We start from the raw sequence: 26,520 nt of genomic DNA, 5'->3' as shown, positions 1-26,520 counted from the left end.
AGGCCTCCGGGGGTCGGTCCTCCCCGGGGGTCGGAGCCCCAGCCGTCAGACCTCCAGATCGTTCTCGATCTTCGTCAGCTGGTGGCGCGCCATGGCGAGGTTGGCTCGGCCCTTGTCGAGTGCGAGGTAGAGGAACAGCCCCTTGCCGCTGCGCCCGGTGAGTGGGCGGATCAGGTGGTACTGGCTGCTGAGCGTGATGAGGATGTCCTCGATCCCGTCCCCCAGGCCCAGCATGTCCATCGTGCGCATCTTGGCCCGGACCACGTCTGTGTTCCCGGCGGCGGCCACGTTGAGGTCCAGCCCGCCCCCACCGTCGAGGGTGGCGAGCGCCATGCCGCTGTTGTAGTCCACCAGGGCGGCGCCGATGGCGCCTTCGATCACGCTCATGGCCTGCTTGAGTGCGCCGGCTGCGTCCGTCATGTCGGTTTCTCCAGTTCGTTCGGGGGATGGTTGCGAGGTTGGTTGAAGGGCGGGTGGTTGAAGGGCGGGTGGTTGAAGGGCGGGTGGTCGGACGGAAGAAGGTCGGATGGTCGGGTGGTGGGATCGCCCGGTCTCCCTGGCGGGCGGGGAGACGCCGGGCGAAGAGGTCAGCTCACCTCGCGCGGTTCCCGGGTCTCCTTGGAGGTGAGGGAGTCGTTGAGCAGCGCGGCGATCCGCTGGGCGGAGCGGCGGGCCTCCAGGTGCAACCGGCCGACGTTCACGTCCGGGTGCGCCAGCAGCGTGAGGACGCAGCTGCCGCCCGCGCCGTAGGTGGCCACGTAGCCGTATTCGCCGCGGACCAGCGACTCCCGGAAGTCGCCCTGCCCGGTGGCGTCGGCGAGGCGCTGGGCCAGGCTGAGGGAGGCGGCGGTCATCGCCGCCACCCCCGTGGGCTCGGTCCCGTGGGTGTCGTGTGCGACGAGCATGCCGTCCACGCTCCCGACCAGGCCGCCCGCGAGGTGCGGCACCCGGTGCTTGAGGGCGCGGAGTTCGGCCAGCAGCTCGGTCTCCAAGGCGATCAGTTGTCTCCTTCCGACACGCTGCTTGAGCGCCCGCCTCATGGCCGAGAGGGCGGGGTCGCGGGCGGAGAGAGGTTCAAAGTCGGGCCTCCAGAAGGGTTCGGACCCGGGTCAGCAGCGCGATGTCCGGGTCGGTGACGGTCAACGGGTGGGCCGCTGCCGGGGTCGGTGGGCGGATCGGGGCGGGCGGGCGGGCGGATCGGGCGGCCGGGGGCAGCAGTCCGGCCAGCGCGGCACCCGGCACCCGGCGGTGCAGGCCGCCTGCGGTACGGCCGGCGACGGCCTGATCGCCGACGGCCTGACCGGCACCCGTGACCTGGCCGGCCCCGGCGGCCTGGCCCGTACCGGCGGCCTGGCGAGCAGTGGCGGTCCGGCCGGTCCCGGCGATCAGGCCCTTACCGGCGGCCTGACCGACGGCAACGGCCTGACCGACCGCAACAGCCTGACCAGCGCCGACACCCCCACCGCCGCCGGCGGCCGGACCGCCGCCGAGACGGCTGTCTCCGGCCTGGCCGGTGGTGGCGCGGCCGGTGGTGGCCTGCCCGCCGGGCGCCGGGACGTCCGCGGCACGGGGACCGCCGGCCGGTACGTCACCGGCCGGCACCCCCACCGCCTGTCCCTCGACGGTACGGACGGCCGGCTCCGCGACCGGGCGGGCCGCGTGCCGCGGGGCACGCCGAGGGGCGTCGTGCCCCGGGGTGGCGACCAGTCCGGCGGCGGCGAGCCGCCGCACGTCGGCCGTGGTGTCGAAGGCCGAGCGGCCGAGCAGTCGGGCCAGCTCCGCCGGGGTTCTTCGGCCGTCGGCCTGGTCGAGCAGCTCGCACTGACGCCGCGTGGGCGGACGCTGACGGCCGGCACGGCTGCCCGGCCCGGCCGCCGTTCCGCGGAGCCCGGTCGGGCACACCGGCGCGGCGTCGAGCTGTGGCCAGGGCCAGATCCGGTCCAGCAGGCGGCGCCGGCGCTCCACCTCCCGGCAGAGCCACTGGGCGTTCACCGCCGACACCGGACCGAGCCAGTGCCGGACGCCGGGTTCGAACAGCCAGTCCTCGGTGGCGGGTTCGCCGTCGTCGGCCTCGGCCACGACCTGCCCGCCCCCGAACCCGCCACCGACCCCGCTGAAGCCGCCACCACCGACCCCGCCACCACCGAAGCCGGCGCCCCCGAGGGCGCCGCCCTCCGGTCTCCCGGTCCGCGGGCCCGCCTCCCCCGCGCGGGACGCGGCACGGCCCGCCGTCAGGACGCAGTAGGCGGCGTCGAACAGGACCCCGAGGTGGCCGACCTCCAACTCCCCGCGCGTGAGCCGCCGTTGGTCCACAAGCGCGCCGGCGACCAGACCGTACGGGCCGAACGCGCCGACCACCTCGCGCCACACCTCCGGGGCGATCCGGCCGCTCCGGGTGAGCAGCACGGCCAGATCGGGGGCGAGGTCGGACTCGGCGTGCACCACCAGGCCGTCGGCGAGGTAGACGGCACCCGCGGGTCCGCGCAGTACCCCGGTCGCGCGCTGGTCGGCCAACCATCCGACGGCGGCGAGGGCGTCGGCGGCGGTCACGGTCGTCACGCCGACCACCGAGGAAGCCGAGCGGGACGGGAGCCCCGGGGGGAGGGAGACCGGAGGGCGCCGGTGACCCAGAACTCCTGGAGGAGCCGGAGCAGTCGCAGGGGTCGCCCGAGGCGCGCGGTCCCGCCGTCGACCCGGCCGACGTGGCCGCAACCACGGCCGCTTGGCCGAAACATGACGGCCCGCCCGCGCCCCCGCCCCGGCACGTTCGCCAACTCGTTCGTCATCCGAGCACCAGTTCCTCGGCAAGGGTCTGCAGGCGGTAGCGAGCGGCGGCAAGGTTGCCGTCGATCCGGTCCAGCCAGAGGTGCAGGACGAGCGGGCTGTCGAAGACGGTGTCAATGAAGCAGATCAGGTGGTAACTGCGGCCCGCAGTGACGATGATGTCCTGCAGCGGTGCCCGTACGTCCTCCTCAGCGGTGAAGGTCTGGCCCTCAACGGCCGCCCGCACCAGGTCGGTTGCCTCTGCCGCCGAGGTCTCGTGGTCTCCTGCGGGGCTGACGCCGAGGCTGCCGAGGGCGAGTCCGCTGCTCCAGTCGATGAGACTGGCTGCACGGGCGCCGGCGATCGCCATCGCCCCGGACAGGCATTCGTCGATACCCGGCACTCGGGCTCCTTCGGAGGGTTGGGGCAGCCGGTTTCACTCGGCCGGCGCCGGCCGGACCACCACGACCAGTGGCGGGTTCGACACGGAAGGCTACTGCCGGATTCCGTATGACGAACATTCCAATGGCATATTCACACCAGAAGCACCGGTTTCCAGCCAACCTGTGACGACACATCAGCACAGGGTGACGGGCAAAAGCGCTGGCCGCGGCCGTTGCACGGATCCGCCCCATCGAGCCACCTGGGGCGGGACCTTGGCCGGTACTCGGCCACGCCGGACGGTTTCAGCCACAACCTGCGATAGGACAGACCCTCGGCCTCGCCCGGAACCGGCTCGGCCCGCACCGGGCCCGCCACAACCCGACCCACCCGACACCGAAACACCGGCGCAGGCAGGCAGGCAGGCAGGCAGGCAGGCAGAGACCAACGCGCCACGACGACACAGCGGTACGGCGGCGGCACAACGACGAGGGGCCGTTCCTCATGGAACGGCCCCTCGGGTGGAGCGCCAGGCCCGGGTTGAACGGACTCTCCCTACTGAAAGTAGGACGTGCTCCGGTAGCACCACTGACGCCTGTTCGAGAGAAGATCACCTCTCGACGGGAAGAACAGTAGCAGGACATCACGCCTGCTCAGAAATCGTAGGGAAGCGGACAACGGGGTGGGCCGCCCGGGCAGCGGCCGCACCCCGTCCCTCCGCGTCCCTCAGGCGCCGACGTACTCCGCCAGGTGGCGGCCGGTGAGCGTGGAGCGGGCGGCGACCAGCTCGGCCGGAGTGCCCTCGAAGACGACCCGGCCGCCGTCGTGGCCGGCTCCGGGCCCGAGGTCGATGATCCAGTCGGCGTGCGCCATGACCGCCTGGTGGTGCTCGATGACGACGACCGACTTGCCGGAGTCGACCAGCCGGTCGAGCAGACCCAGCAACTGCTGGACGTCGGCGAGGTGGAGGCCGGTGGTCGGCTCGTCGAGGACGTAGACACCGCCCTTCTCGGCCATGTGGGTGGCCAGCTTGAGCCGCTGGCGCTCCCCGCCGGACAGCGTGGTGAGCGGCTGGCCGAGGGTCAGGTAGCCGAGCCCGACGTCGGCGAGCCGTCCGAGGATGCGGTGCGCGGCCGGCGTGCGCGCCTCCCCGTCGCCGAAGAACGCCTCCGCCTCGGCCACCGGCATCGCGAGCACCTCGCTGATGTCACGGCCGCCGAACCGGTACTCCAGCACCGAGGCCTCGAACCGCTTCCCCTCGCACTCCTCGCACGTGGTGGCGACCCCGGCCATCATCGCCAGGTCGGTGTAGACGACGCCGGCGCCGTTGCAGGTGGGGCAGGCGCCCTCGGAGTTGGCGCTGAACAGCGCCGGCTTCACGCCGTTGGCCTTCGCGAAGGCCTTGCGGATCGGGTCGAGCAGCCCGCTGTAGGTGGCCGGGTTGCTCCGCCGCGAGCCGCGGATCGCCGCCTGGTCGATCGCGACCACGCCCGCACGCTCACCGCCCGCCCCGCCGGCCCCCGCGCCGCGCACCAGCGACCCGTGCACCAGCGAGCTCTTTCCGGAGCCGGCCACGCCGGTGACGACGCACAGCACCCCGAGCGGGATGTCGACGTCGACGTCGCGCAGGTTGTTCGCCGACGCGCCGCGGATCTCCAGCGCGCCGGTGGGCTTGCGGACCGCCTCCTTCAGCGTCGCCCGGTCGTCGAGGTGGCGTCCGGTGACCGTGCCGCCGGCCCGCAGGCCGTCGACGGTACCCTCGAAGCAGACCGTGCCGCCCGCCGAACCGGCGCCGGGGCCCAGATCGACGACGTGGTCGGCGATCGCGATCATCTCCGGCTTGTGCTCCACCACCAGCACCGTGTTGCCCTTGTCCCGCAGGCGCAGCAGCAGCTCGTTCATCCGCTGGATGTCGTGCGGGTGCAGCCCGATCGTCGGCTCGTCGAAGACGTAGGTGGTGTCGGTGAGCGAGGAGCCGAGGTGGCGGATCATCTTGACGCGCTGCGCCTCGCCGCCGGACAGGGTGCCGGAGGGCCGGTCGAGCGCGAGGTAGCCGAGGCCGATCTCGACGAAGGAGTCGAGGGTCTGCCGCAGCGAGTCGAGCAGCGGCGCGACCGACGGCTCGTCCAGCCCGCGGACCCAGGCGGCGAGGTCGCTGATCTGCATCGCGCAGGCGTCGGCGATGCTGATCCCCTCGATCTTCGAGGAACGGGCGCCCTCGTTGAGCCGGGTGCCGTGGCAGTCGGGGCAGGTGCCGAAGGTCGTCGCCCGCTCGACGAAGGCGCGGATGTGCGGCTGCAGCGAGTCCACGTCCTTGGACAGGAAGGACTTCTGGATCTTCGGGATCAGGCCCTCGTACGTCAGGTTGATGCCGTCAACCTTGATCTTGGTCGGCTCCCGGTGGAGCAGGTCGCGCAGCTCCGTCTCGGTGAACTCGCGGATCGGCTTGTCCGGGTCGAAGAAGCCGCAGCCGCGGAAGATGCGGCCGTACCAGCCGTCCATGGTGTAGCCGGGGATCGTGAGCGCGCCCTCGTTGAGCGACTTGCCGTCGTCGTACAGCTGGGTGAGGTCGATGTCGGAGACCGTGCCGCGGCCCTCGCAGGTGGAGCACATGCCGCCGGTGACGGTGAAGCTGCGCCGCTCCTTCACCGTCCTGCCGCCGCGTTCGAGCGTGATCGCGCCCGAACCGGTCACCGAGGGGATGTTGAAGGAGAACGCCCGGGAGGAGCCGATGTGCGGCCGGCCGAGCCGGCTGAAGAGGATGCGCAGCATCGCGTTGGCGTCGGTGGCGGTGCCGACCGTGGACCGCGGGTCGCCGCCCATCCGCTGCTGGTCGACGATGATCGCGGTGGTCAGCCCTTCGAGCACGTCGACGTCGGGCCGGGCCAGCGTCGGCATGAAGCCCTGGACGAAGGCGCTGTAGGTCTCGTTGATCAGCCGCTGCGACTCCGCGGCGATCGTGCTGAACACCAGCGAGCTCTTGCCGGAGCCGGACACGCCGGTGAACACCGTCAGCCGGCGCTTCGGGATCTCGACGCTGACGTCCTTGAGGTTGTTCTCGCGCGCGCCGTGCACGCGGATCAGATCGTGGCTGTCGGCGGCGGACCTGCCCATCGTCTCTCCCCTTGTCGCTTCGTCGCCCCTCGTCGCCTCGTCGGCGGGGCCCCCGTTGCGCGGCCTCCACGGCCCGGCATGGCCGAAGCCTAGCCCCGGGGTCGGACACCCGCAGGAATCTATTCGAGCATGCGTTCGAATCAGGCGTACGCTGGAGGCATGCGGAACACCCTCGCCCTCCAGCCCTCGCTGTTCGACGACGCCGGGCAGGGCGGGATCCTGCTCGGGCCGCTGGCCGGGGCGCGGCGGGCGGAGCTCGGCGCGGGCGCCTGGGTGGAGGTGCTGGAGGGCTGGGTCAGGGGCGCGGACCGGCTGTTCGAACAGCTGGCGGCCGAGGTCCCGTGGCGGGCCGAGCAGCGGGAGATGTACGAGCGGGTGGTCGAGGTGCCGCGGCTGCTCGCGTCGTACGGGGAGCGGGACGAGCCGCCCCACCCGGTACTCGGCGAGGCCCGGGCGGCGCTGAGCACCCACTACGGTCCCGAGCTGGGCGAGCCGTTCCGGACGCTGGGTCTCTGCTACTACCGCGACGGGCGGGACAGCGTGGCCTGGCACGGCGACCGGATCGGGCGCGGGGCGCGCGAGGACACCATGGTGGCGATCGTCTCGGTCGGCGAGCCGCGGGCGCTGCTGCTTCGGCCCCGGGGCGGCGGGCCGGTGGTCCGCCACCAGGTGGGGCACGGGGACCTGCTGGTGATGGGCGGCTCGTGCCAGCGCACGTGGGAGCACGCCGTCCCGAAGACGGCCCGGCCGGTGGGGCCGCGGATCAGCATCCAGTTCCGGCCGCGCGGTGTGGCCTGAGCCGGGGCGGCACGGCGTGGCGGACCGACCCGGGGCGGGCGGCGGCGGGCGGGCGCCCCGGTTGCCGGGGCGGTCGGGGTCGCGGAGGCTGTCCGAGGAGGTCCGCGGGAGTCCACCGGGGTTGGGAGGACGGCATGCCGAAGGCGGGCAGGTACCACGAGGGCGTGCCGTGCTGGGTCGAGCTGTCCGCGCGGGACGTGGGCCGGGCCCGGCGTTTCTACGGCGGGCTGTTCGGCTGGGAGTTCGTCGAGCTGGACGGCTACACGGTGGCGACGCTGCGCGGGGCGCAGGTCGCCGGGTTCACCCGGCCGGGCGGCGGCGGGAGCGGCCCGGCGACGGCCGCCGAGCCGTCGGTCTGGACGACCTGCCTGGCGGTGCGCGACGCCGACGGGGCGGCCGGTGCGGTCCGGGCGGCCGGCGGGCGGATCGCCCGCGAGCCCGCGGAGGTGGCCGAGCTGGGCCGCACCGCCCTGGCCGTGGACCCGCTCGGCGCGCCGTTCGGCCTCTGGCAGGGCCGGCTGAACCCCGGCGCGGGCCTGGTCAACGAGCCGGACACGTTCACCTGGAACGAGCACCTGTCGCCCGACCCGGACGCCGCCCGCGTCTTCTACCGGCAGGTCTTCGGCTACGGCTACGACAGCCCGGCCGGCGACTACACCCTGTTCCGGGTCGACGGTCTGCCGGGCGGCGGGATCGGCGGCAACCCCGGGGTCGATCCGGCGGGCCCGGCGGCGTACTGGGCGGTCTACTTCGCCGCGGCCGACACCGACCGAACGGTGGAGCGGGCGCTGCGGCTCGGCGGTACGGTGCTGGACGGCCCGGAGCCGACCCCGTTCGGACGGGTCGCGGTGGTGCGGGACGACGACGGTGCGGCGTTCACCCTGATCGCCGGCCCGTCGGGCGACAGCGAGGCCGGGAACGACCTCGACGACACGGCGGAGGCGGCCTGAGATGACGGATCCGGACCCGGCGGCGGAGCGGTTCGCCGAGCTGGTCGAGGAGTTGGAACCCCTGGCGGGCGTCACCGGTCCGGGCGCGGGCGGGCGGCGCTTCGGCTCGGACGCGCTGAAGGCGGACAACCGCATCTTCGCGATGCTCTCGGCCGGCCGGCTGGTGGTGAAGCTGCCGCGGACCCGGGTGGACGAACTGGTGGCGGCCGGCGAGGGCGAGCACTACGACGCCGGACGCGGCCGCCCGATGAAGGAGTGGCTCGCACTTGACCCGGCGTCCGCCCTGTCCTGGGAGCAACTGGCCAGGGAGGCCTACGCGTTCGTCCGCAGGTGACCGCAGGCTCGGGGGCGGGACACGAACGGCGGCGACGCGAACGGGTGCCACGAACGGGCGGGAACGCGAACGGGGCCCGGCACCCTCACAGGCACTGGACCCCGTCCGACGGTAGAGCGCCAGGCCCGGGTTGCACGGACTCTCCCTACTGAAAGTAGGACGTGCTCTGGTAGCACCACTGACGCCTGACGAGGAATCTTCTCCCTCGCGACGAGAAGAAGACTAGCAGGTCAGAGCCGGTGCACCCAACCCGCGCCCGCGACCCGGCCCACCCCACCCGGAGACGGGAACGCGAACGGGGCCCGGCACCCTCACAGGCACCGGACCCCGTCCGACGGTAGAGCGCCAGGCCCGGGTTGCACGGACTCTCCCTACTGAAAGTAGGACGTGCTCTGGTAGCACCACTGACGCCTGACGAGAGATCATCTCCCTCGCGACGAGAAGAACGATAGCAGGTCAGAACCCCTGCCCGAACCCGAGGAGAATCGCGCATGACCGCTCTGCACCCCGCCCCGCCCGAGGTCGTCGAGTACGCCCCCGGCAAGCTGATGGACGTCCACCGCCCCGCGGGCGGCGAGGGCCCGTTCCCCGTCGTCCTGCTCTGGCACGGGCGCGGGCCCGACGAGCGGGACGTCATGCGCCCGCTGGCCCTCGCCGCGGCCGGGCTGGGCCTGCTGGTGCTGGTCCCCGACTGGCGGTCCGACGAGGAGGACGGCGGCCGGGCCCAGCTGCTCGCCTCCTTCGCGTACGCCCGCCGGCACGCGGCCGCCCACGGCGGCGATCCGGACCGCTTCGTGCTGGCCGGCTGGTCGCTGAGCGGCCGGGAGGCCGTCGCCCTCGCCACCCACCCGGACACCCCCGCCGAGCTGCGCCCGACGGCCGCCGTCGGCATAGCCTCCAGCTACGAGCGGCCCGCCGTCACCACCGGCGAGTCCCCGCTCGCCTTCCTCTCCGCCCACCCCTCGCCGGTCCCGGTCCGGCTGGTGCACGGCACCCGCGACGAGCTCGTGCCCGCGCAGCGCAGCCGCGAGCTGAGCACCGCCCTTGCGGCGCGGGGCCCGCACCACCTCCTGGAGCCGGACTCCGACCACGCCGGGGTCATCCTCACCGAGTTCGACCCGGCGCTCGCCCGCTGCGTGCCCGCGAAGGCCGACCACGCCGTCCGGGCCGGGCAGGCGACGGCCCACGTCCTCGCGGAGGCGGCCCGCCTGGGCTGAGCCGCGGGACCGGGGTTTCAGTCCAGGACGGCGGTGGCCTCGATCTCGACCAGGTGCTCGGGCGCGGCCAGGGCCGCCACGCCCACCAGCGTGGCCGGCGGCGCCGGGGCGGCGCCCAGCCTCGCGGCCGCCCGGGAGATCCCGTCCAGGAGCAGCGGCATCTTGTCGGGGGTCCAGTCGACGACGTAGACGGTCAGCTTCGCCACGTCGTCGACGGTCCCGCCGGCCGCGGCGAGGGCGGTGCCGACGTTGAGGTAGCACTGCTCGACCTGGGCCGCCAGGTCTCCCTCGCCGACCGTGGCGCCCGCCGCGTCCCAGGCGACCTGCCCGGCGACGAAGACCGTCCGCGAACCGGATGCGATCGCCACCTGCCGGTAGACGTCGACGGTGGGCAACCCCTCGGGGTTCACCAGGGTGATGGCCATGCTGCCTGCCTCCTCGTGCTCTCTTGCGGTTACTGGGAAACCGTAGGAGAGTGGCCGCTGACCTGGAAGAACGCACTTTTCGGTGACTGAGGAACCTCATGGTGACCAAGCAGCTCAGCGGCTCGGCGAAGGACGGGGCGGATGTCACGCGGGCGGACTCCCTGGCGCGGGAGATCTTCTCGGACATCGCCAACAAGTGGGCCCTGCTGATCATCGAGGCGGTGGGCGACGACACGCTGCGCTTCACCGAACTGCGCAACGCGGTCGAGGGCATCAGCCACAAGATGCTCACGCACAACCTGCGTCTGCTGGAGCGCAACGGTCTGGTCGAGCGGACCGCGTACCCGACCGTCCCGCCGCGCGTCGAGTACACGCTCACGGAGTCGGGCCGGGCCCTGCGTACGACGGTCGCGAGCCTGTGCGACTGGACCCACCGCTACCTCGGCGCCATCGAGACGGCCCGCCACCGCTTCGACTCCGCATGACGGCGGCGCCCCGAACCGGACCCCGGGCGGATCGGGGCGCCGCTCACCGACCGGCGCCCCCGACAGGACCCAGCGGGCGCACCAGGGTGAGGTGGCGGCGTTCGAGGGCTTCGAGCTCGCGTTGCAGCGCGGGCCTCGGCACCGTCAGGACCGGGCAGGTGGCGTGCCGGACGCAGTAGGCGGTGACGGAGGGGCGCAGCACGCGGGCGAGGGCTCCGCGACTGCCGGCGCCGAGGACGAGCAGGTCGCCGGGGCGGTCGGCGGAACGCACCAGGGCCTGGCCGGTCTCGCCGCGGACGGCCCGGCAGCGCAGCCGGACGCCGGTGTGACCGCCGCCGAAGGCCTCGTCGAGGGCCTGGCGCAGCCGGGCGTCGGCCGCCTCGCGGCAGACGCCCAGCAGTGGCGGGCAGGGGCAGTGGCGGTAGCCGATCTCGCCGCCGGGCGGGGTCCAGCAGTGGACGGCGAGCACCTCGGCGTCGGTGCGGCGGGCCTCGGCGACGGCGCGGTGCAGGGCGGCGAGGCTGCCGAGGGAGCCGCTGACGCCGACCACGATCCGGGGGCGGCCGGGCCGCCCGCCGCCCTCCTCCCCGGTCGCCTCGGCCTCCGGCCCGGGCACCGGACCGATCGCTCGCTCCCCTGCGGGGAAGCCGGCTCCCGTGGCTCCGAAGTCCGCCATCGCCCTGTCCGTCCTTCCGACTCGCCCGATGCGCTGTCGGCTCCAGCAAAGCCGGGCCGCCCACGACGGGACTGTTCGTTGACGGGGCTCTGACGGGCCGGACCCGCTTCCGTACGCGGTTCTGACGCACGGTCCCGGGAGCACGCCGACCGGTCGCGGGATCGCGCCGGCCGGCCCCGGGAGCACGCCGGCCGGCCCCGGGGCGGTGGGCGCCCGGGGCCGGTCGGCGGGGTGGGACGTGTCAGGCCTCGGCGGCTGCGCTCGAACGGGCCGCCCGCGGGCGGAGCCAGACCGCCCAGGTGAGCACCGAGCAGACCAGGTACGTGACCAGGAATCCCAGGTAGGCGGCGTCGCCGTTGTGGCTGGCGAGGAAGGACTGCCGGAAGGCGAGGTTGACCAGCACCCCGCCGAAGGCGCCCACCGCGCCGGCCAGGCCGATCAGTGCGGCCGAGCGGCGGCGGGCGTCGGACTCCGCCGTCGCCGGGTCGGTGCCGGCCGCGACGGCCGCACGCGCCCTGGCCTGGTAGTGGGCCGGGATCATCTTGTAGGTCGAGCCGTTGCCGATGCCGCTGAGCACGAAGAGCGCGATGAAGCCGCTCAGGAAGAGTGGCAGCGAGTGCGCCCGGGAGGCGGACAGGACGACCGCGGTGCCGGCCCCCATCGCCACGAAGGTGACCAGGGTGACGCGCGCGCCGCCCCAGCGGTCGGCCAGCCGGCCGCCGACCGGCCGGAGCAGCGAGCCGAGCAGCGGGCCGAGGAAGGTCAGCGCGGCCGCCTTCACCGGGGTGTCGAAGCGGTCGTGGAACTGCACCTGGAGCACCTGCCCGAAGGCGAAGCCGAAGCCGATGAACGAGCCGAAGGTACCGATGTAGAGGGCGGAGACCGCCCAGCCGTACGGGTCGCGGGCCACCTCCCGCAACGCCCGGCCCTCGCCGCGCGGTGCGGCCGCCAGGTTGTCCATCCGCCACCAGGCGCCGGCCGCGGCCAGCACGATCAGCGGCAGGTAGAGCAGCGGCAGCAGCCGGGGGTGGGCCGCGCCGGCGGTGGCCAGGACGAGCAGGCCGAGCAGCTGCACCGCCGGGACGCCCAGGTTGCCGCCGCCCGCGTTGATGCCGAGCGCCCAGCCCTTGAGCCGGTGCGGGTAGAAGGCGTTGATGTTGGCCATCGAGGAGGCGAAGTTGCCGCCGCCGACCCCTGCCACGCAGGCCACCGCGAGCAGCGTGCCGTAGGAGACGCCGGGGGTGAGCACCAGGGCCGCCAGGGTGGCGGGGACGAGCAGCAGCAGCGCGCTGACGACCGTCCAGTTGCGGCCGCCGAACCGGCCGACGGCGAAGGTGTAGGGCAGGCGCAGCAGGGCGCCCAGGGCGGTGGGCAGCGCGGTCAGGGTGAACTTGCCCGCGGTGTCGATGTGGTACTCGGGGCCGAGGAAGAGCACCAGGACCGACCAGATGCTCCAGACCGAGAAGCCGATGTGCTCGCTGAGCACGGAGAAGACCAGGTTGCGGCGGGCGATCGCGGCGCCGGTCCGCTCCCAGAAGACCTCGTCCTCCGGGTCCCAGTGGGTGAGCGGGGCGGCGCCGGCTCTGCCGCTCGCGGGCGGGGTCTCGACGACGGCGCTCATACCGCCTCCTCCTGTCCGGCGAGTCCGGCCCGCTCGGAGCCCGCGGCGCCCGCGGACCCCGCGCCGTCGCCGGCGCTGTCGCGGATCGGCCAGAGCCGCAGGACGGCCGGGGCGCCGTCGGGCGCGGTCTCCTCGTCGAGGCAGCGGCCGTCGGTGAGGTCGAAGACCTGCTTGTACATCGGGGAGGCCAGGGTCGGCCGGTCGCCGCGGCTGCCCATCAGGCCGCGGGAGAGGACGTGGGCGCCGCTGAACGGGTCGCGGTTGTCGACGGCGTGCAGCGCGCCGGCGCGGTCGCGGAACACGGCCACCTGGTCGGCGCCGAGCAGTACGGCCACACCTCGGCCGGGCTGCAGGTCGTCGAGGGTGCAGACGGGCTGCCAGCGGGTGCCGTCGTGGATCTCCACGGTCACGGGGTGAGCACCTCCAGTCGGGGTCCGGCCACCAGGACCGGGGTGGGGGCGGTGAGGACGTTCCCGTCCTCGTCGGGGCGGGCGGGGCGGATCTGGCCGCGTTCGGGGACGAAGGTGACGGCCGGGTCCGGGGTGCCGGGGGCGTTGACGAAGGAGGAGAACCGGCGCAGCCGGTCCGGGTCGGCCAGGGTGGCCGCCCATTCGTCCTGGTAGTCGTCGATGTGACGGGCCATCAGGTCGTCCAGCTCGGCGGCGATGCCGAGCGAGTCGTCCATGACCACCGCGCGCAGGTGGTCCAGACCGCCCTCCAGCCGCTCCAGCCAGACCGAGGTGCGCTCCAGGCGGTCGGCGGTGCGGATGTAGAACATCAGGTACCGGTCGATGGTGCGGATCAGCGTCCCCCGGTCCAAGTCGGCGGCCAGCAGGTCGGCGTGACGTGGTGTCATGCCGCCGTTGCCGCCGACGTAGAGGTTCCAGCCGGACGAGGTGGCGATGACGCCGAAGTCCTTGCTCTGGGCCTCGGCGCACTCGCGGGCGCAGCCGGAGACGGCGGACTTGAGCTTGTGCGGGGAGCGCAGCCCACGGTAGCGGAGCTCCAGTTCGATCGCGAGGCCGACCGAGTCCTGGACCCCGTAGCGGCACCAGGTCTCGCCCACGCAGGACTTCACGGTGCGCAGCGCCTTGCCGTAGGCGTGCCCGGATTCGAAGCCCGCGTCGACCAGCCGCCGCCAGATGGCGGGGAGTTGGTCGACGGTGGCGCCGAACAGGTCGATCCGCTGACCGCCGGTGATCTTGGTGTAGAGGCCGTGGTCGCGGGCGATCTCGCCGATCACGATCAGGCCCTCGGGGGTGATCTCGCCGCCGGGGACCCGGGGCACCACCGAATAGGAGCCGTTGCGCTGGAGGTTGGCGAGGAAGTGATCGTTGGAGTCCTGCAGCGCGGCCTGCTCACCGTCCAGGATGTGGCCGTTGCCGAGGCTGGCCAGGACGGAGGCGACGGTCGGCTTGCAGATGTCGCAGCCCTCGCCGCCGCCGTAGCGGTCGACGAGCTCGGAGAAGGTGGTGATGCCGGTGACCCGGACGATCTCGTACAACTCGGCACGGGTCTGCGGGAAGTGCTCGCAGAGGCCGGTCCCGGTGGCGACGCCGGAGGCGGCGAGCTCCTCGTTGACGACGGTGGTGAGCTGCTTGATGCAGCTGCCGCAGCCGGTGCCGGCCCGGGTGCACTTCTTGACCGCGGCGACGGAGTCGCAGCCCTCCTCGTGCACGGCCGCCCGGACGGCGCCCTGGGTGACGTTGTGGCAGGAGCAGAGCACCGCGTCGTCGGGCAGTGCGACGGGGCCGGCGGCGGCGAATCCGGCGGGCAGCACCAGCTGTTCGGCCGGGGTGGTGAGCGGCTTGCCGGCCATCGCGAGCGGCCGCAGGGTGCCGTAGGCCTCGGTGTCGCCGACCAGGACGCCGCCGAGCAGTGCGCCGTCGGTGCCGATCACGAGCTTGCGGTAGACGCCGAGCCGGCTGTCGCTGTAGAGCACGTCGAGCGCGCCCTCGGCGGTGCCGTGCGGGTCGCCGAAGCTGGCCACGTCGACGCCGAGCAGCTTGAGCTTGGTGGAGGTGTCGGCGCCGGTGAAGCCGGAGCCGGCGGTTCCGGCCAGGGTGCGGGCGGCCGTCTCGGCCATCTGGTAGCCGGGCGCGACCAGGCCGTAGACCCGGCCGTCGACGGTCTGCGCGCACTCGCCGATGGCCAGGACGGCCGGGTCGGCGGTGCGGCAGTGCTCGTCCACCACGATGCCCCCGCGCGGGCCGACCGGCAGGTCGCAGTCGCGGGCGAGCTGGTCGCGGGGGCGGACGCCGGCCGAGAACACCACCAGGTCGGCGGCGAGTTCGCGGCCGTCGGAGAGGGCCAGGGCGCGGACCCGGCCATCGGCGCCGGTCTCGACCCCGCTGGCGCCGGCGCTGGTGTGGACGGTGACGCCGAGCTCCTCGATCTTGCGCCGGAGCAGCTCGCCGCCGCCGTCGTCGACCTGGACGGCCATCAGCCGGGGGGCGAACTCGACCACGTGGGTGGCGACGCCCATCGCCTTGAGGGCGCCCGCGGCCTCCAGGCCGAGCAGGCCGCCGCCGACCACCACGCCGGTCCCGGACCGGTCCGCGTCGGCGCGGATCGCGTCCAGGTCCTCGATGGTGCGGTAGACGTGGCAGCCGTCCGCGTCCTTGCCGGGCACGGGCGGCACGAACGGCACCGAACCGGTGGCCAGCACCAGGGCGTCGTAGCGCAGTCGGGTGCCGGCCCGGGTGGTGACGGCCCGGTCGACGCGGTCGACGGCGGTGACCGGGTCGCCGAGGCGCAGGTCGATGCCGTGCTCGGCGAGGAAGCCGGGCGGGCAGAGCGCGAGGTCCTCGGCGGTCTTCCCGTCGAACAGCGCGCTGAGGTGGACGCGGTCGTAGGCCGGGCGCGGTTCCTCGGCGAGCACCGTGATCCGCCAGCCCTCGGCGCCGGGCTGCTCGGTGAAGGCTTCCAGGAAGCGCTGGCCGACCATGCCGTGGCCGACGAGGACGAGGTCCCGCGGTCGGTCGGGCTTGTGCGATGTCATCGCGATGCTCCTCGGGGTCGTGCGGGGGTGCAGGGGGTTCGGGGGTGCAGGGTTCGGGGGTTCTGGCGGGTCCGCGGGGCCGCGGGGCGGTGGTCCGTGGGTCCGCGGGGCCGGCCGGGGCCGGGGAACCGGTGGGGCGGCTCAGGTGAGCAGGTGCAGGGGGTGGTCGACGAGCGGGTCGTCGCGCTGCCAGGCCTCGGCGAGGGCGTCGACGCCGGCGAGGTCGCCGAGCAGGATCGCGCCGACCAACCGGTCCCCGCGCAGTACGAGCTTCTTGTAGCTGCCACGGGTGGCGTCGGTGAGCCGCAGCACGTCCAGGCCGGGGTCGAGGCTCTCGTCCACCGCGCCGAAGGCCGCGTACTCCAGGCCGCCGGTGCTCAGCCGGGCCGGGGGCCGGGAGCCGGTGTAGCGGGCGTCCGGCTCGGCACCGGACAGGCGCAGCGCCAGCACGTCGGCCTGGTCCCAGGCCGGCAGTGCCAGGCCGTGCACGGTGCTGCGGTGCTCCGCGCAGTCGCCGATCGCGTGGACACCGGGGGCCGCGGTGGCGAGCGCGTCGTCCACCGGGACGCCGGTGGCGACCGGCAGGCCGGCGGTGTGCGCGAGCGCGGTCCGCGGCCGGGTTCCGCAGGCCAGCACGACCAGGTCGCAGTCGAGGACGTAGCCGTTGGCCAACTCGACGCCCGTCACCCGGTCCTCGCCGCGCAGGGCGCGAGCCCGGTTGCCGGGGTAGGTCTCCACACCGACCTCCCGCAGCCGGCCGCGGAGCACCTCCCCGGCCTGTGCGTCGAGTTGGCGCTCGATCAGGTACGGCCCCTGGTGGACGATCTCGGTGGGCACTCCGAGCGCGGCCAGGGCCCGGGCGGCGCTCACCCCGAGGACCCCGCCGCCGATCACCACGGCCCGGCGGGCGGCCACGGCGTCCTCGGCGAGCCGCCCGCAGTCCTCCAGGGTGCGCAGGGTGTGGACGCCCTCGGTGAGGCCGCCGCCGTCTACCCGCCGCAGGCCCCGGATGGGCGGCAGCACCGGGTTGGCGCCGGTGGCGAGCACCAGCTCGTCCCACGGCTCCACGGTGCCGTCGGCGAGGCCGAGCGTACGGGCGGCCGGGTCCAGGGCCACCACCTCGCAGCCGGGCCGCGGCTCGGCGCCGCCCAGCGGCAGCGCGATCGACTCCGCGTCGTAGCGGCCGGTGAGCACGTCGGCGAGCAGCACCCGGTTGTAGGGCGGGCGGGGCTCGGCGCCGTACACGGTGACCCGGCCGGTGCCGCCCAGCGCGGTGTAGCGCTCGGCGAAGCGGGCCGCGGCCATGCCGCCGCCGACCACCGCGATCCGCCGGTCCTGTGCGTTCCTCACCGCGCCACCTCCTGGGCTGTTTCCCGGGCCGTCTCGTGGGTCGTCTCGTGGGCCCGCTCCACGCGGACGGCGCAGAGCTTGAACTCCGGCATCCGGGAGACCGGGTCCAGGGCCGGGTTGGTCAGGGTGTTGGCCCGGCCCGCGCCGGGCCAGTGGAACGGCATGAAGACGGTGTCCGGGCGGATGGCGTCGGTGATCCGGGCCGGCGCCACCGCGCGGCCGCGCCGGCTGGTCACCGCGACCAGATCACCCTCCGCGACGGCCAGCCGGGCGGCCAGCCGCGGGTGCAGCTCGACGAACGGCCCGGGCGCGGCCGCGTTCAGCTCCGGCACCCGCCGGGTCTGCGCACCGCTCTGGTACTGGGCGAGCACCCGGCCGGTGGTCAGGTGGAGCGGGTAGTCGCGGTCCGGCTCCTCACCGGCCGGGCGGTGGGTGACGCCGGCGAAGCGGGCCCGGCCGTCCGGGGTGGCGAAGCGGTCCAGGAAGAGCCGCGGGGTGCCCGGGTGCGCGTCGTCGGGGCAGGGCCAGAAGACGCCGTCCTCGGCCGCGATCCGCCGGTAGCTGATGCCGGAGTAGTCGGCGTCCCCGCCGGCCGAGGCGCGCCGCAGCTCGTCGAAGACCTCCTCGGCCGCGTCCGGGAAGCCCTTCTCCACGCCCAGCCTGGCGGCGAGTTCGCGCAGCACCCAGAGCTCGCTGCGCACGCCCTCGGGCGGGTCCAGCGCACGGCGGCGCAGGATCACGCGGCCCTCCAGGTTGGTGGTGGTGCCGTCCTCCTCGGCCCACTGGGTGACCGGCAGGACGACGTCCGCCAGCCGGGCCGTCTCGGAGAGCACCGGGTCCGCGACGACCAGCAGGTCCAGCCCGCGCAGCCGGGCCGTGACGTGGGCGGCGTTCGGCGCGGAGACGACCGGGTTGGAGCCCGTCAGCAGCAGCGCCCGGGCCCCGCCCGGACGGCCGAGCCCGTCCAGCAGCTCGTAGGCGGAGCGGCCGGCGCCGGGCAGCTCGGCCGGGTCGACGCCCCAGACGCCGGCCACGTGCGCCCTGGCCGCCGGGTCCTCGATCGAGCGGTAGCCGGGGAGCTGGTCGGCCTTCTGGCCGTGCTCCCGGCCGCCCTGGCCGTTGCCCTGGCCGGTCAGGCAGCCGTACCCCGAGTACGGGCGGCCGGCCTTCCCGGTCGCCAGGCAGAGGTCGATCCAGGCGCCGACCGTGTCGGTGCCCTTGCTCTGCTGCTCCGGGCCGCGCGCGGTCAGCACCATGCCGGTCTCGGCACGTCCGAACAGCTCGGCCGCGGCGCGCAGTCGGGAGACCGGGACGCCGGTGATCCGCTCCACCCGGTCCGGCCAGTGCGCCATCGCGGCGGCCCGGGCCCGGTCGAAGCCGGTGGTGCGGGCGGCGACGAACTCCTCGTCCACCCGGCCGTCGGCGATCACCAGGTGGAGCAGGCCGAGCGCCAGCGCGAGGTCGCCGCCGGGCCGCGGCTGCAGGTGCAGGTCGGCCTCCGCCGCGGTCCGCGTGCGGCGCGGGTCCACCACGATCAACGTCCCGCCGTTCTCCCGGAGTTCGCGGAAGTAGCGGAGCGCAGGCGGCATCGTCTCGGCGGGGTTGCCGCCGACCAGGATCAGGCAGCCGGTGTGCGGGATGTCCGCCAGCGGGAACGGCAGCCCGCGGTCCAGCCCGAACGCCCTGCGGTGTGCGGCGGCCGCCGAGGACATGCAGAACCGGCCGTTGTAGTCGATGTTCGCGGTGCGCAGCACCACCCGGGCGAACTTGCCCAGCTGATAGGCCTTCTCGTTGGTCAGCCCGCCGCCGCCGAACACCCCGACGGCGTCCGCCCCGTGCCGCTCGCGGACCTCGGCCAGGCCCGCGGCCACCCTGTCCAGCGCCTCCGCCCACCCCGCCGACCGCAGCGGGCCGCCCGGGCGGTCGCGCAGCAGCGGGCCGGTCAGCCGGGCGCCCGGCGCCAGCAGCGCGGGCGCCGAGCGGCCCTTGCTGCAGAGCGCGCCACGGTTCACCGGGAACCCGGGCCGCTCCAGCACCTCGGCAGGTGCCTCGGCCGCACCGGCCGCCGCCGGGTCGCCCCCGGTGCGCAGCCGCATGCCGCACTGCAGCGAGCAGTACGGGCAGTGGGTGTCGGTGGTCGTCGTCATGCCGAAGAATCTCGCCGGAGATCGTTTCGCCGCCGCGTCCCCCGTGTTGCGGGCGGGGTACGCCTCGCTCACGCCGCCACCGGCACGGGGTGCGCGGTCGGACATCAGCCGTAACCCGACGGCCTGATTCGCTAACGTGCAGGTGACGGCCGGGCAATCCGGACGTAACGCGGCCGACGCACCCTTGCCGCCATGGCTCCCTCCCCCACCCCCGCCCTCCCGCGTCCCAGCGCGCAGCCGGGACCCCTCACCGGCTTCACCATCGGTGTCACCGCCGCCCGGCGGCGCGACGAACTGGTCGCCCTGCTCGCCCGGCGCGGCGCCCAGGTGGTCGAGGCGCCGGTGCTGCGGATCACCCCGCTCGCCGACGACCTGGCGCTGCGCCAGGCCACCGAGCGCTGCCTGGCCGCACCGCTCGACTACGTGGTCGCCACGACCGGTGTCGGCTGGCGCGGCTGGATGAGCGCCGCCGAGGGCTGGGGCCGGGGCGCTGCCCTGGCCGACGCCTGCCGGAACGCGGTGGTGCTCAGCCGCGGCCCCAAGGCCACCGGCGCGGTGCGGGCCAGTGGCCTCGGCGAGCGCTTCTCCCCCGGCTCCGAGGCCACCGACGAACTGCTCACCTGGCTGCTCGCCCGCCCGCTGGCCGGCCGGCGGATCGCCGTCCAGGAACACGGCATCCGGCTGGACGCGTTCGCGGCGGCACTGCGCGAGCGCGGCGCCGAGGTGATCTCCGTCCCGGTCTACCGCTGGGAGCCGCCGGACGACCCGGCCCCGGTGCGCCGCCTGGTCGAGCAGACCGTCCGGCGGCAGGTCCACGCGCTCACCTTCACCAGCGCCCCGGCGGTCACCGCCTTCGTCGAGACCGCCACCGCCGAGGGCCTGCGCGAACCGCTGCTCGATGCGCTGCGCGCCGACGTCCTGCCGGTCTGCGTCGGTGCGCTCTGCGCCCGGCCGTTCACCGAACTCGGCCTGTCCGCGGTCTTCCCGGAGCGCGGCCGGCTCGGCTCGCTGGTCCGCCTGCTCGCCGAGGCCCTGCCCGGCCGCGGCCGCCAGGAGGTCGCGCTCGCCGGACGGGTGCTCACCCTCCAGGGCAACGCCGTCCTCGTCGACGGCCAGAGCCACTGGCTCAGCCCGCGCGGCGCCGCCGTCCTGCGTGCCCTCGCCGAGCAGCCCGGCCGGGTGCTCAGCCGCGCCGAACTCCTCCGTACCGCCTGGGCCGACGCGGCCGCCGACGAGCACGCCGTCGAAGCGGCCGTCGGCCGGCTGCGCGCGGCGCTCGGACCGCACGGCGCGCTGATCCGCACGGTGCCCAAGCGCGGCTACCGCCTGGCGGCGAGTTGACGGCCGGCGGCGCGGTGCGCGCGGCGGCAGGCCGAGCGGTGACGGGCGCGGCGGTGACGGGCGGGGTGGTGACGGGCGCGGCGGTGACAGGCGGGGTGGTGACGGGCGCAGCGGTGACGGGTCGGGCGGCGGGCGGATTGGTGGTGCGTCAGGTGGCGGCGGGCGGAGTGGTGGCGGGCCGCGCGGCCGGCGGGCCGCCGGACGGACCGGTGGGCGTGGCGGCAAGGCGGCCGGGGCCCTCCGTCCGGGGCGCCGACCGTCCGGTGCTGCTCGCCGTCGCCCACGGCAGCCGGAACCCCGCCGGCGTCGCCGCGACCCGGGCGCTGCTCGACCTGGTCCGCGCACAGCGGCCCGAACTCGACGTCCGCTGCTGCTTCCTGGACCTCGCCGCACCCTCCCTGCCCGAGGCCCTGGCCGGGCTCGCCGCCGACGAGCCGGCCGTCCTCGTGCCGCTGCTGCTCGGTACCGGCTACCACCTGCGGGTGGACATCCCCGGCGCGCTGGCCGCCGCCCGGCTGCCGCACGTCCGCCTCGCCCCCGCACTGGGCCCCGACCCGCTGCTGGCCACCGTCCTGGCGGACCGGCTCGCCGAGAGCGGACGTGCCCCGGGCGCAGGCCCGGTGGTGCTCGCCGCGGCCGGCTCCTCCGACCCGGCGGCCGCCGCCGACACCCGCCGGACGGCCCGGCTGCTCGCGGCCCGGCTGGCCGACGGCCGGCCGGTCGTCCCCGCCTACCTCTCCGCGGCCCGGCCGACCCCGCACGAGGCGGTCGAGGCCCTGCACGCCGCGGGCCACCGCCGGGTCGCCGTCGCCACCTACCTCCTCGGCCCCGGCTTCTTCGCCGACCGGGCGGCCGACACCCCCGCCCACTGGACCAGCGCACCGCTGGGTACGCACGACGCCCTCGCCCGCCTGGTCGCCGCCCGCTACGACGGCGCCTGCGCCGGCCTCCGCGACCGCGCGCCCGCCGGGTCGAAGCCCCGGGCCGGCCGCCGCCGGCGCCCCGTCCTCACCCCCACGCCCTGACGACCCGCCTGCGGACCCGCCGGCCGACCCGCCGGTGGGCGCCGCCGCCACGTCTCCATGCCCGCCGTCGTGGGCGGGGTGGCCCCGCTCCGCGACGCGTTTCCCCTCGGCCGACGGGCCTCCCGAGGCCGACGGGGCTCCGCGGACCCGGCGGGTCTGCCGGGGCTGTCGACCCGGTCACATCCGCACGTCGGACCCTGACGCGCCCGCGCCCGCTGCGTAGGGTGGATCTTGTCGGTGCGGGCGGCTCGGGTGCGGGGTGGGCGTTGGGTACGGGAATCTCTCTGACGGCGCGCCAACTCCTCGGACTGCTGGTGGACCCCGGCTCCTTCCTGAGCTGGGACGAGCCGATCGGCCGCGAACCCGCCGATGCAAGCTACCGCGCGGCCCTGGCCCGGGCGCAGGAGCGCACCGGGGCGGACGAGGCCGTGATCACCGGGACCGCGCTGATCGGCGGCCGGGCGGTGGCCCTGGTGGCGTCCGAGTTCGGGTTCCTCGGCGGGTCGATCGGAGTGGCCACCGCCGAGCGGATCACCCGGGCCGTGGAACGGGCCACGGCCGAGCGGCTGCCCCTGGTCGCGCTGCCCGTGTCGGGCGGTACGCGGATGCAGGAGGGCTCGGCGGCCTTCCTCTGCATGCTCCGGATCACCGCCGCCGTACAGGCGCACCGCGCGGCCGGCCTGCCCTACCTCACCTATCTGCGCAATCCGACCATGGGCGGCGTGTTCGCCTCCTGGGGCACCCTCGGGCACCTGGTGTTCGCCGAGCCCGGCGCCCGGCTCGGATTCCTCGGCCCCCGGGTGTACGAGGAGCTGCGCGGCGTCGAGCTGCCGCCGGACGTGCAGCGCTCCGAGACCCTCGCCGGCCACGGCCTGGTGGACGCGGTCGTCCCGCCGGAGGAGCTCCGCGAGGTGCTGCGGCGCGCACTCGCCGTACTCGGCCTGGCCGCCGGGCCGGCGTCCGGCACCGCGGACACACCACCGACCGGCGGCACCGACACACCACGGATCGGCGGCACGGACACACCCCGGGCCGACGCCGCCGCCGACGGGCCGCGGCCGGCCGACCGCCCCGACGCCTGGGAGTCGGTGCGCCGCACCCGCCGCCCCGACCGCCCGGGGACGCGCGAGCTGCTGCGCCGGAGCGCCGAGGAGCTCCTCCTGCTGGACGCCCCCGGCGGCCGGGACGGCGCACTGGTGCGCGCACTCGTGGTGCTGCACGGCCGGCCCGCGCTGGTGGTCGGGCAGCAGCGGCAGGACGCGGAGCGCGAGCGCCCGTTCACCGCCGCCGACCTGCGTGCCGTCCGCCGCACCGCCCGGCTCGCCGAACAGCTCGGTCTGCCGCTGGTCACGGTCGTGGACACGGCCGGCGCGGAACTCTCCGCCCAGGCGGAGCTGGACGGCGTCGCGATCGAGATCGCGCACTGCCTCATCACCCTGCTCGCCCTGCGCACGCCCGTCCTCGCGGTGCTGCTCGGCCAGGGATCGGGCGGCGGTGCGCTCGCCCTGCTCCCCGCCGACCGGGTGCTCGCCGCCGAGCACTCCTGGCTGGCCCCGCTCCCGCCCGAGGGCGCCTCGGCGATCGTCCACCGCGACGGCGCCCACGCCGCCGAGCTCGCCCGCACCCAGGGCATCGGCGCGTCCGACCTGGCGGAGGTCGGTCTGGTCGACGCGGTCGTCCCCGAGCTGCCGGACGCCGCCGAGGAGCCGGCCGCGTTCTGCGAGCGGCTCGGCCTCGCCCTCGGCAGCGCGCTCGACGCCCTGGCCTCGGCATCGGAGGCGGACCGGCTTGCGGCCCGCGCCGTCCGCCACCGCCGGCTCGGGGACGTGCTCGCCGGCTGACGTCCGCGGGCCGGGCCGCACCGGGCCGGACGGCCCTCGGCTTCAACGCCGGTGCGGCGGCCCGGATGCGACGGCCGCGACCGGGCGGCGACGGCCGCGTCGGCCCGACCGGGGCGCCAGCTGTGGCGCCGGCTGTGGCGCCGCTCTCAGATCGTCTGTACGCGCAGTGGTGCCGGCCGTCCGGTCGGTGACGGTGTGGGGCGGTCGCTCGGTGAGTGCGCTCACACGCGATCGGGCGGCACGACGGCCGGTAGTGAGTGCCGAGCAGCGGTTACCCGCGATCTCACCTCGGCACGTTCCCCCAGGTCAGCGGGCATACTGGCGACCGCCCCGGCCGGCCCTTCGATTCCACGGCAGCACCCGGCGCTACGACGGCGGGTCGTAGCCAGGGGGTCTTGGCGAGGGCCGATCCGGTCTGGCAACAATGGCTCAGTCGTCAGCCGCCCCGGCTCCTGTCCCGCCGGAGGACGGCTTGTTGCCGAGTCACACCCCGCGACCGTTTCGGCCCCTGTCCGGCCACCGGTCGAGGCGGGGCGTGACACCGGCCCAACCTGATTGAGGTCCAGTTCTTCATGCCCGCTTTCAAGCTCCGTATGCGTACTTCTGCCGCGATTCTTGCCGGTGCCGCCGGTCTGACCGCCGTGGGCGCCGGCCTGCTGCCCTCCACCGCCTCCGCCGCGACCGTCTCCCCGAAGACCATCGCCGCGCAGATCGTGCCGGCCAACCAGCTCGCCTCGTTCAGCCAGATCATCAGCCACGAGTCCAGCTGGAACGTGACCGCGACCAACCCGAGCTCGGGCGCGTACGGTCTGGCGCAGGCGCTGCCGGGCTCCAAGATGGCCTCCGCCGGTGCGGACTGGAAGACCAACCCCGCCACCCAGATCAAGTGGGCGCTGGACTACATGAACACCCGCTACGGCAGCCCGAACGCCGCCTGGGCCTTCTGGCAGACCCACCACTGGTACTAAGCCGCTGGTACCGGGCCGCTCGTACTGAACCACTCGTACCGAGCCACTGGCGCTGAGCCATCGGCCTTGAGCCGCCCGGCTCCACCTCCCCCAGCTTCCGAGCCGCTGTCCCCCCTCACCCCGGGGATCGGACAGGGATCACCGGGGTGACCGAAAGGGCCCGTGCACGCGCGATCCGCGTGCACGGGCCCTTTCGCCCGTCCTCGACCCGCCCTCGGCCCGACCTCGCCCCCGGCCGTCCGCGACCACACCCGGCGGCGGCGGACCGGCGCCCCGTCAGTCCTCGGCCAGACCGAGCAGTTCACGCGTCCGACGGTACTTCTCGGTGAGGCGGGCGGCGGTCGCGTCGTCCAGCGAGGCCAGCCGCACCGGGTTCGAGTTGTGCGCCAGATCGGCCTGCTTGACCAGCAGGGCGCCCGGGGTCGCCAGGATCCGGGCGGTGTAGCCCTCCAACGGCTCGCCGGGGCGCTTGGTGAGCGCGTCGACGATCGCCTTGGTGGCGTCGGCGAGCGCGGCCTCCGCCAGCCACTCCCGGGTCAGCGCGTCGTCCTCGATCGCGTCGTGCAGCCAACCGGCCGCGACCTGCTCGTCACTCCCGCCGCGCGCGGCCACACCGTGCGCCACCGCGGCGAGGTGCTCGCTGTACGGGTGGCCGTTCTTGTCGACCTGCCCCTCGTGCGCTCGCCGTGCAATCGTCTCCACCTCGGCCAGGCTCAGATAGTCCACCGGGCCATGGTAGGCCGCGGGGCGTCTGGTTGACTTCGGCATGGCCGGGCGACCCCCGGCTCGGCGGCCACCCCGCCGACCCGACCCCGCCGACCCACCCTGTCGCCCCGACGACGCCGCCACCACCCGGGCGGTGTCGCCGCACCGCCGTGCCGCCGGCCGGACGCCGCCCGACCGGTGCGCCGGCACGCGGACCGGCCACCGCGGCCCGGCGCGGCCGAGCCCTCCGAGGAACCATGCCCAGCCTGCATCCGCTGCTCTCCGGCTTCGCCCCGATCTGGGCCCTCACCGGGATCGGCTACCTGGTCGGCCGCAGCGGACTGCTCGGCCCCCAGGCGGAGGCGGTGCTGAGCCGGTTCGTGTTCCACGTGGCGATGCCGGCCGCACTGTTCCTGATGATCGGCCGCACGCCGCTGGACCAGTTCGCCAACCCGTCGATGCTGGCCTTCGCCGCCGGAACGGCGCTCGCCGTGGGCATCGGCGCGCTGGTCGCACACCGCTTCTTCGGCCGGCCGCCGGCCGAGCGGGCGATCGGCGGCATGGCGGCCGGCTACGTCAATTCGGCCAACCTCGGCATCCCGGTCGCCATGCAGATCCTGGGCGACGCCTCCTTCGCCGCACCGGTGGTGCTGTTCCAGACCCTCCTGGTGACGCCCGCCGTGCTGACCGTGCTGGACACCGGGCGTGCCGGCCGCCGGGCGGCGCTCACCCTGCCGCTGCGCAACCCCATCCTGCTCGCGGCCGCCCTCGGCGCCGCCGTGTCGGCGGGCGGCTGGCACCTGCCGGCCGAGCTGAACCGCTCCTGCGAGCTGCTCGGCGGTGCCGGTGTGCCGACCGCCCTGGTGGCCCTCGGCATGTCGCTGTACCGCCCACCGGCCGACCGTCCGGGCACCGACCCTGCCGGCAACGGCCCTCGGGGCGCCGACCTTCAGGGCGCCGACCTTCAGGGCACCCACCTTCGGGGCACCCACCTTCGGGGCGCCGACCTTCGGGACACCGACTCCGGGCGCACCGGCCGAGAGCACGACGACCGCCGGCGGGCCGGCCGTCCGGGCCGCTACGCGGAGGTCGGCGTGGCGGTCGCGATCAAGACGCTGATACAGCCGCTCGGCGCGTTCGCCATGGGCGCCTTCCTGCTCCACCTGCCGGCGCACCAGCTGCTCACCGTGGTGCTGTTCTCAGCACTGCCGACGGCCCAGAACGTCTTCGTCTACGCCCGCGAGTACGGTCATGCCACCGCCCTCGCCCGCGACTCGGTGCTCTGCTCGACCCTCGTCTCGATGGCCACCCTCTCCGCCGTCACCTGGGCGCTCTCCCCGAGCCACTGAGCCGCCGCGCCCGCCGCGGCGCGGTTCGC

At 75.1% G+C, this 26,520-nt stretch carries 23 protein-coding genes; 10 read left to right on the top strand and 13 right to left on the bottom strand.

The window, feature by feature from the left end; genetic code table 11:
• Positions 1 to 45: 45 nt before the first annotated feature.
• The 5 genes from RMN57_RS31905 to RMN57_RS31885 form a co-directional block, all read right to left on the bottom strand.
• Positions 46 to 420 carry a hypothetical protein gene (locus RMN57_RS31905; protein WP_313766759.1) on the bottom strand — a complete coding sequence of 125 codons (375 nt, stop codon included), beginning with the start codon at positions 418 to 420 and terminating at the stop codon, positions 46 to 48.
• A 167-nt stretch (positions 421 to 587) separates the two neighbouring features.
• Positions 588 to 992 carry a roadblock/LC7 domain-containing protein gene (locus RMN57_RS31900; protein ID WP_313766758.1) on the bottom strand — a complete coding sequence of 135 codons (405 nt, stop codon included), beginning with the start codon at positions 990 to 992 and terminating at the stop codon, positions 588 to 590.
• 82 nt (positions 993 to 1,074) lie between these two features.
• Positions 1,075 to 2,559: a hypothetical protein gene (locus tag RMN57_RS31895; protein WP_313766757.1), complete on the bottom strand. Its 1,485-nt coding sequence runs from the start codon at positions 2,557 to 2,559 to the stop codon at positions 1,075 to 1,077.
• A 223-nt stretch (positions 2,560 to 2,782) separates the two neighbouring features.
• On the bottom strand, positions 2,783 to 3,166 hold the full coding sequence (locus RMN57_RS31890; protein ID WP_313766756.1) for a hypothetical protein: 384 nt from the start codon (positions 3,164 to 3,166) through the stop codon (positions 2,783 to 2,785).
• A 704-nt stretch (positions 3,167 to 3,870) separates the two neighbouring features.
• Positions 3,871 to 6,258 carry an excinuclease ABC subunit UvrA gene (locus RMN57_RS31885; RefSeq protein WP_313766755.1) on the bottom strand — a complete coding sequence of 796 codons (2,388 nt, stop codon included), beginning with the start codon at positions 6,256 to 6,258 and terminating at the stop codon, positions 3,871 to 3,873.
• 159 nt (positions 6,259 to 6,417) lie between these two features.
• Between RMN57_RS31885 and RMN57_RS31880 the strand changes: the two genes are divergently transcribed.
• The 4 genes from RMN57_RS31880 to RMN57_RS31865 all read left to right on the top strand — a co-directional run bounded on the left by RMN57_RS31880 (position 6,418) and on the right by RMN57_RS31865 (position 9,557).
• Positions 6,418 to 7,056: an alpha-ketoglutarate-dependent dioxygenase AlkB gene (locus tag RMN57_RS31880; protein ID WP_313766754.1), complete on the top strand. Its 639-nt coding sequence runs from the start codon at positions 6,418 to 6,420 to the stop codon at positions 7,054 to 7,056.
• 134 nt (positions 7,057 to 7,190) lie between these two features.
• The gene (locus tag RMN57_RS31875; protein ID WP_313766753.1) at positions 7,191 to 8,006 is read left to right on the top strand and encodes a VOC family protein; all 816 of its coding nucleotides are present in this window, start codon (positions 7,191 to 7,193) and stop codon (positions 8,004 to 8,006) included.
• Between the two features lies 1 nt (position 8,007).
• Complete coding sequence (locus RMN57_RS31870; RefSeq protein WP_313766752.1) at positions 8,008 to 8,340, top strand: hypothetical protein; 333 nt, start codon at positions 8,008 to 8,010, stop codon at positions 8,338 to 8,340.
• 491 nt (positions 8,341 to 8,831) lie between these two features.
• Positions 8,832 to 9,557, top strand: a complete 726-nt coding sequence (locus RMN57_RS31865) for an alpha/beta hydrolase (protein ID WP_313766751.1) — start codon at positions 8,832 to 8,834, stop codon at positions 9,555 to 9,557.
• A 17-nt stretch (positions 9,558 to 9,574) separates the two neighbouring features.
• On the opposite strand, the gene RMN57_RS31860 is transcribed toward RMN57_RS31865, so the two are convergent.
• The gene (locus tag RMN57_RS31860) at positions 9,575 to 9,982 is read right to left on the bottom strand and encodes a RidA family protein (protein WP_313766750.1); all 408 of its coding nucleotides are present in this window, start codon (positions 9,980 to 9,982) and stop codon (positions 9,575 to 9,577) included.
• A gap of 98 nt (positions 9,983 to 10,080) precedes the next feature.
• Between RMN57_RS31860 and RMN57_RS31855 the strand changes: the two genes are divergently transcribed.
• Positions 10,081 to 10,467 carry a helix-turn-helix domain-containing protein gene (locus tag RMN57_RS31855; protein ID WP_313766749.1) on the top strand — a complete coding sequence of 129 codons (387 nt, stop codon included), beginning with the start codon at positions 10,081 to 10,083 and terminating at the stop codon, positions 10,465 to 10,467.
• 43 nt (positions 10,468 to 10,510) lie between these two features.
• On the opposite strand, the gene RMN57_RS31850 is transcribed toward RMN57_RS31855, so the two are convergent.
• From RMN57_RS31850 to RMN57_RS31825, 6 genes are all read right to left on the bottom strand, one after another.
• The gene (locus tag RMN57_RS31850) at positions 10,511 to 11,143 is read right to left on the bottom strand and encodes a universal stress protein (protein ID WP_313766748.1); all 633 of its coding nucleotides are present in this window, start codon (positions 11,141 to 11,143) and stop codon (positions 10,511 to 10,513) included.
• 241 nt (positions 11,144 to 11,384) lie between these two features.
• The gene (locus RMN57_RS31845; protein WP_313766747.1) at positions 11,385 to 12,764 is read right to left on the bottom strand and encodes a nitrate/nitrite transporter; all 1,380 of its coding nucleotides are present in this window, start codon (positions 12,762 to 12,764) and stop codon (positions 11,385 to 11,387) included.
• Positions 12,761 to 13,174: a nitrite reductase small subunit NirD gene (gene nirD, locus RMN57_RS31840; RefSeq protein WP_380235622.1), complete on the bottom strand. Its 414-nt coding sequence runs from the start codon at positions 13,172 to 13,174 to the stop codon at positions 12,761 to 12,763. The genes RMN57_RS31845 and nirD overlap by 4 nt, the downstream gene beginning before the upstream one ends.
• Positions 13,171 to 15,765 carry a nitrite reductase large subunit NirB gene (gene nirB / locus RMN57_RS31835; protein WP_313766746.1) on the bottom strand — a complete coding sequence of 865 codons (2,595 nt, stop codon included), beginning with the start codon at positions 15,763 to 15,765 and terminating at the stop codon, positions 13,171 to 13,173. Before nirB ends, nirD begins: the two co-directional genes overlap by 4 nt.
• A gap of 141 nt (positions 15,766 to 15,906) precedes the next feature.
• Positions 15,907 to 17,070 carry an NAD(P)/FAD-dependent oxidoreductase gene (locus RMN57_RS31830; protein ID WP_380235661.1) on the bottom strand — a complete coding sequence of 388 codons (1,164 nt, stop codon included), beginning with the start codon at positions 17,068 to 17,070 and terminating at the stop codon, positions 15,907 to 15,909.
• A 41-nt stretch (positions 17,071 to 17,111) separates the two neighbouring features.
• The gene (locus tag RMN57_RS31825) at positions 17,112 to 19,262 is read right to left on the bottom strand and encodes a molybdopterin oxidoreductase family protein (RefSeq protein ID WP_313766744.1); all 2,151 of its coding nucleotides are present in this window, start codon (positions 19,260 to 19,262) and stop codon (positions 17,112 to 17,114) included.
• Positions 19,263 to 19,454: 192 nt separating this feature from the next.
• On the opposite strand from RMN57_RS31825, the gene RMN57_RS31820 reads away from it, so the two are divergent.
• The 4 genes from RMN57_RS31820 to RMN57_RS31805 all read left to right on the top strand — a co-directional run bounded on the left by RMN57_RS31820 (position 19,455) and on the right by RMN57_RS31805 (position 24,437).
• Entirely contained in the window at positions 19,455 to 20,603 is a 1,149-nt protein-coding gene (locus tag RMN57_RS31820) for a uroporphyrinogen-III synthase (protein ID WP_313766743.1), read from the top strand.
• Between the two features lie 152 nt (positions 20,604 to 20,755).
• Positions 20,756 to 21,628, top strand: coding sequence for a sirohydrochlorin chelatase (locus RMN57_RS31815; RefSeq protein ID WP_313766742.1), 873 nt, complete (start codon positions 20,756 to 20,758; stop codon positions 21,626 to 21,628).
• A gap of 266 nt (positions 21,629 to 21,894) precedes the next feature.
• Positions 21,895 to 23,469: a carboxyl transferase domain-containing protein gene (locus RMN57_RS31810; protein WP_313766741.1), complete on the top strand. Its 1,575-nt coding sequence runs from the start codon at positions 21,895 to 21,897 to the stop codon at positions 23,467 to 23,469.
• 593 nt (positions 23,470 to 24,062) lie between these two features.
• A complete protein-coding gene (locus tag RMN57_RS31805) occupies positions 24,063 to 24,437 on the top strand; it encodes a transglycosylase SLT domain-containing protein (protein ID WP_238864535.1) in 375 nt (124 codons plus the stop codon).
• 276 nt (positions 24,438 to 24,713) lie between these two features.
• Here the strand turns inward: RMN57_RS31805 and RMN57_RS31800 are convergent, their stop codons facing one another.
• Positions 24,714 to 25,205: an HD domain-containing protein gene (locus RMN57_RS31800; RefSeq protein ID WP_380235627.1), complete on the bottom strand. Its 492-nt coding sequence runs from the start codon at positions 25,203 to 25,205 to the stop codon at positions 24,714 to 24,716.
• 194 nt (positions 25,206 to 25,399) lie between these two features.
• On the opposite strand from RMN57_RS31800, the gene RMN57_RS31795 reads away from it, so the two are divergent.
• The gene (locus tag RMN57_RS31795) at positions 25,400 to 26,491 is read left to right on the top strand and encodes an AEC family transporter (RefSeq protein ID WP_313766739.1); all 1,092 of its coding nucleotides are present in this window, start codon (positions 25,400 to 25,402) and stop codon (positions 26,489 to 26,491) included.
• Positions 26,492 to 26,520: the final 29 nt, after the last annotated feature.

The sequence above is a fragment of the Kitasatospora sp. CM 4170 genome, from assembly GCF_032110285.1.
GTDB classification, from domain to species: Bacteria; Actinomycetota; Actinomycetes; order Streptomycetales; family Streptomycetaceae; genus Kitasatospora; species Kitasatospora aburaviensis.
This window is presented reverse-complemented; position numbering and strand designations above follow the sequence as displayed.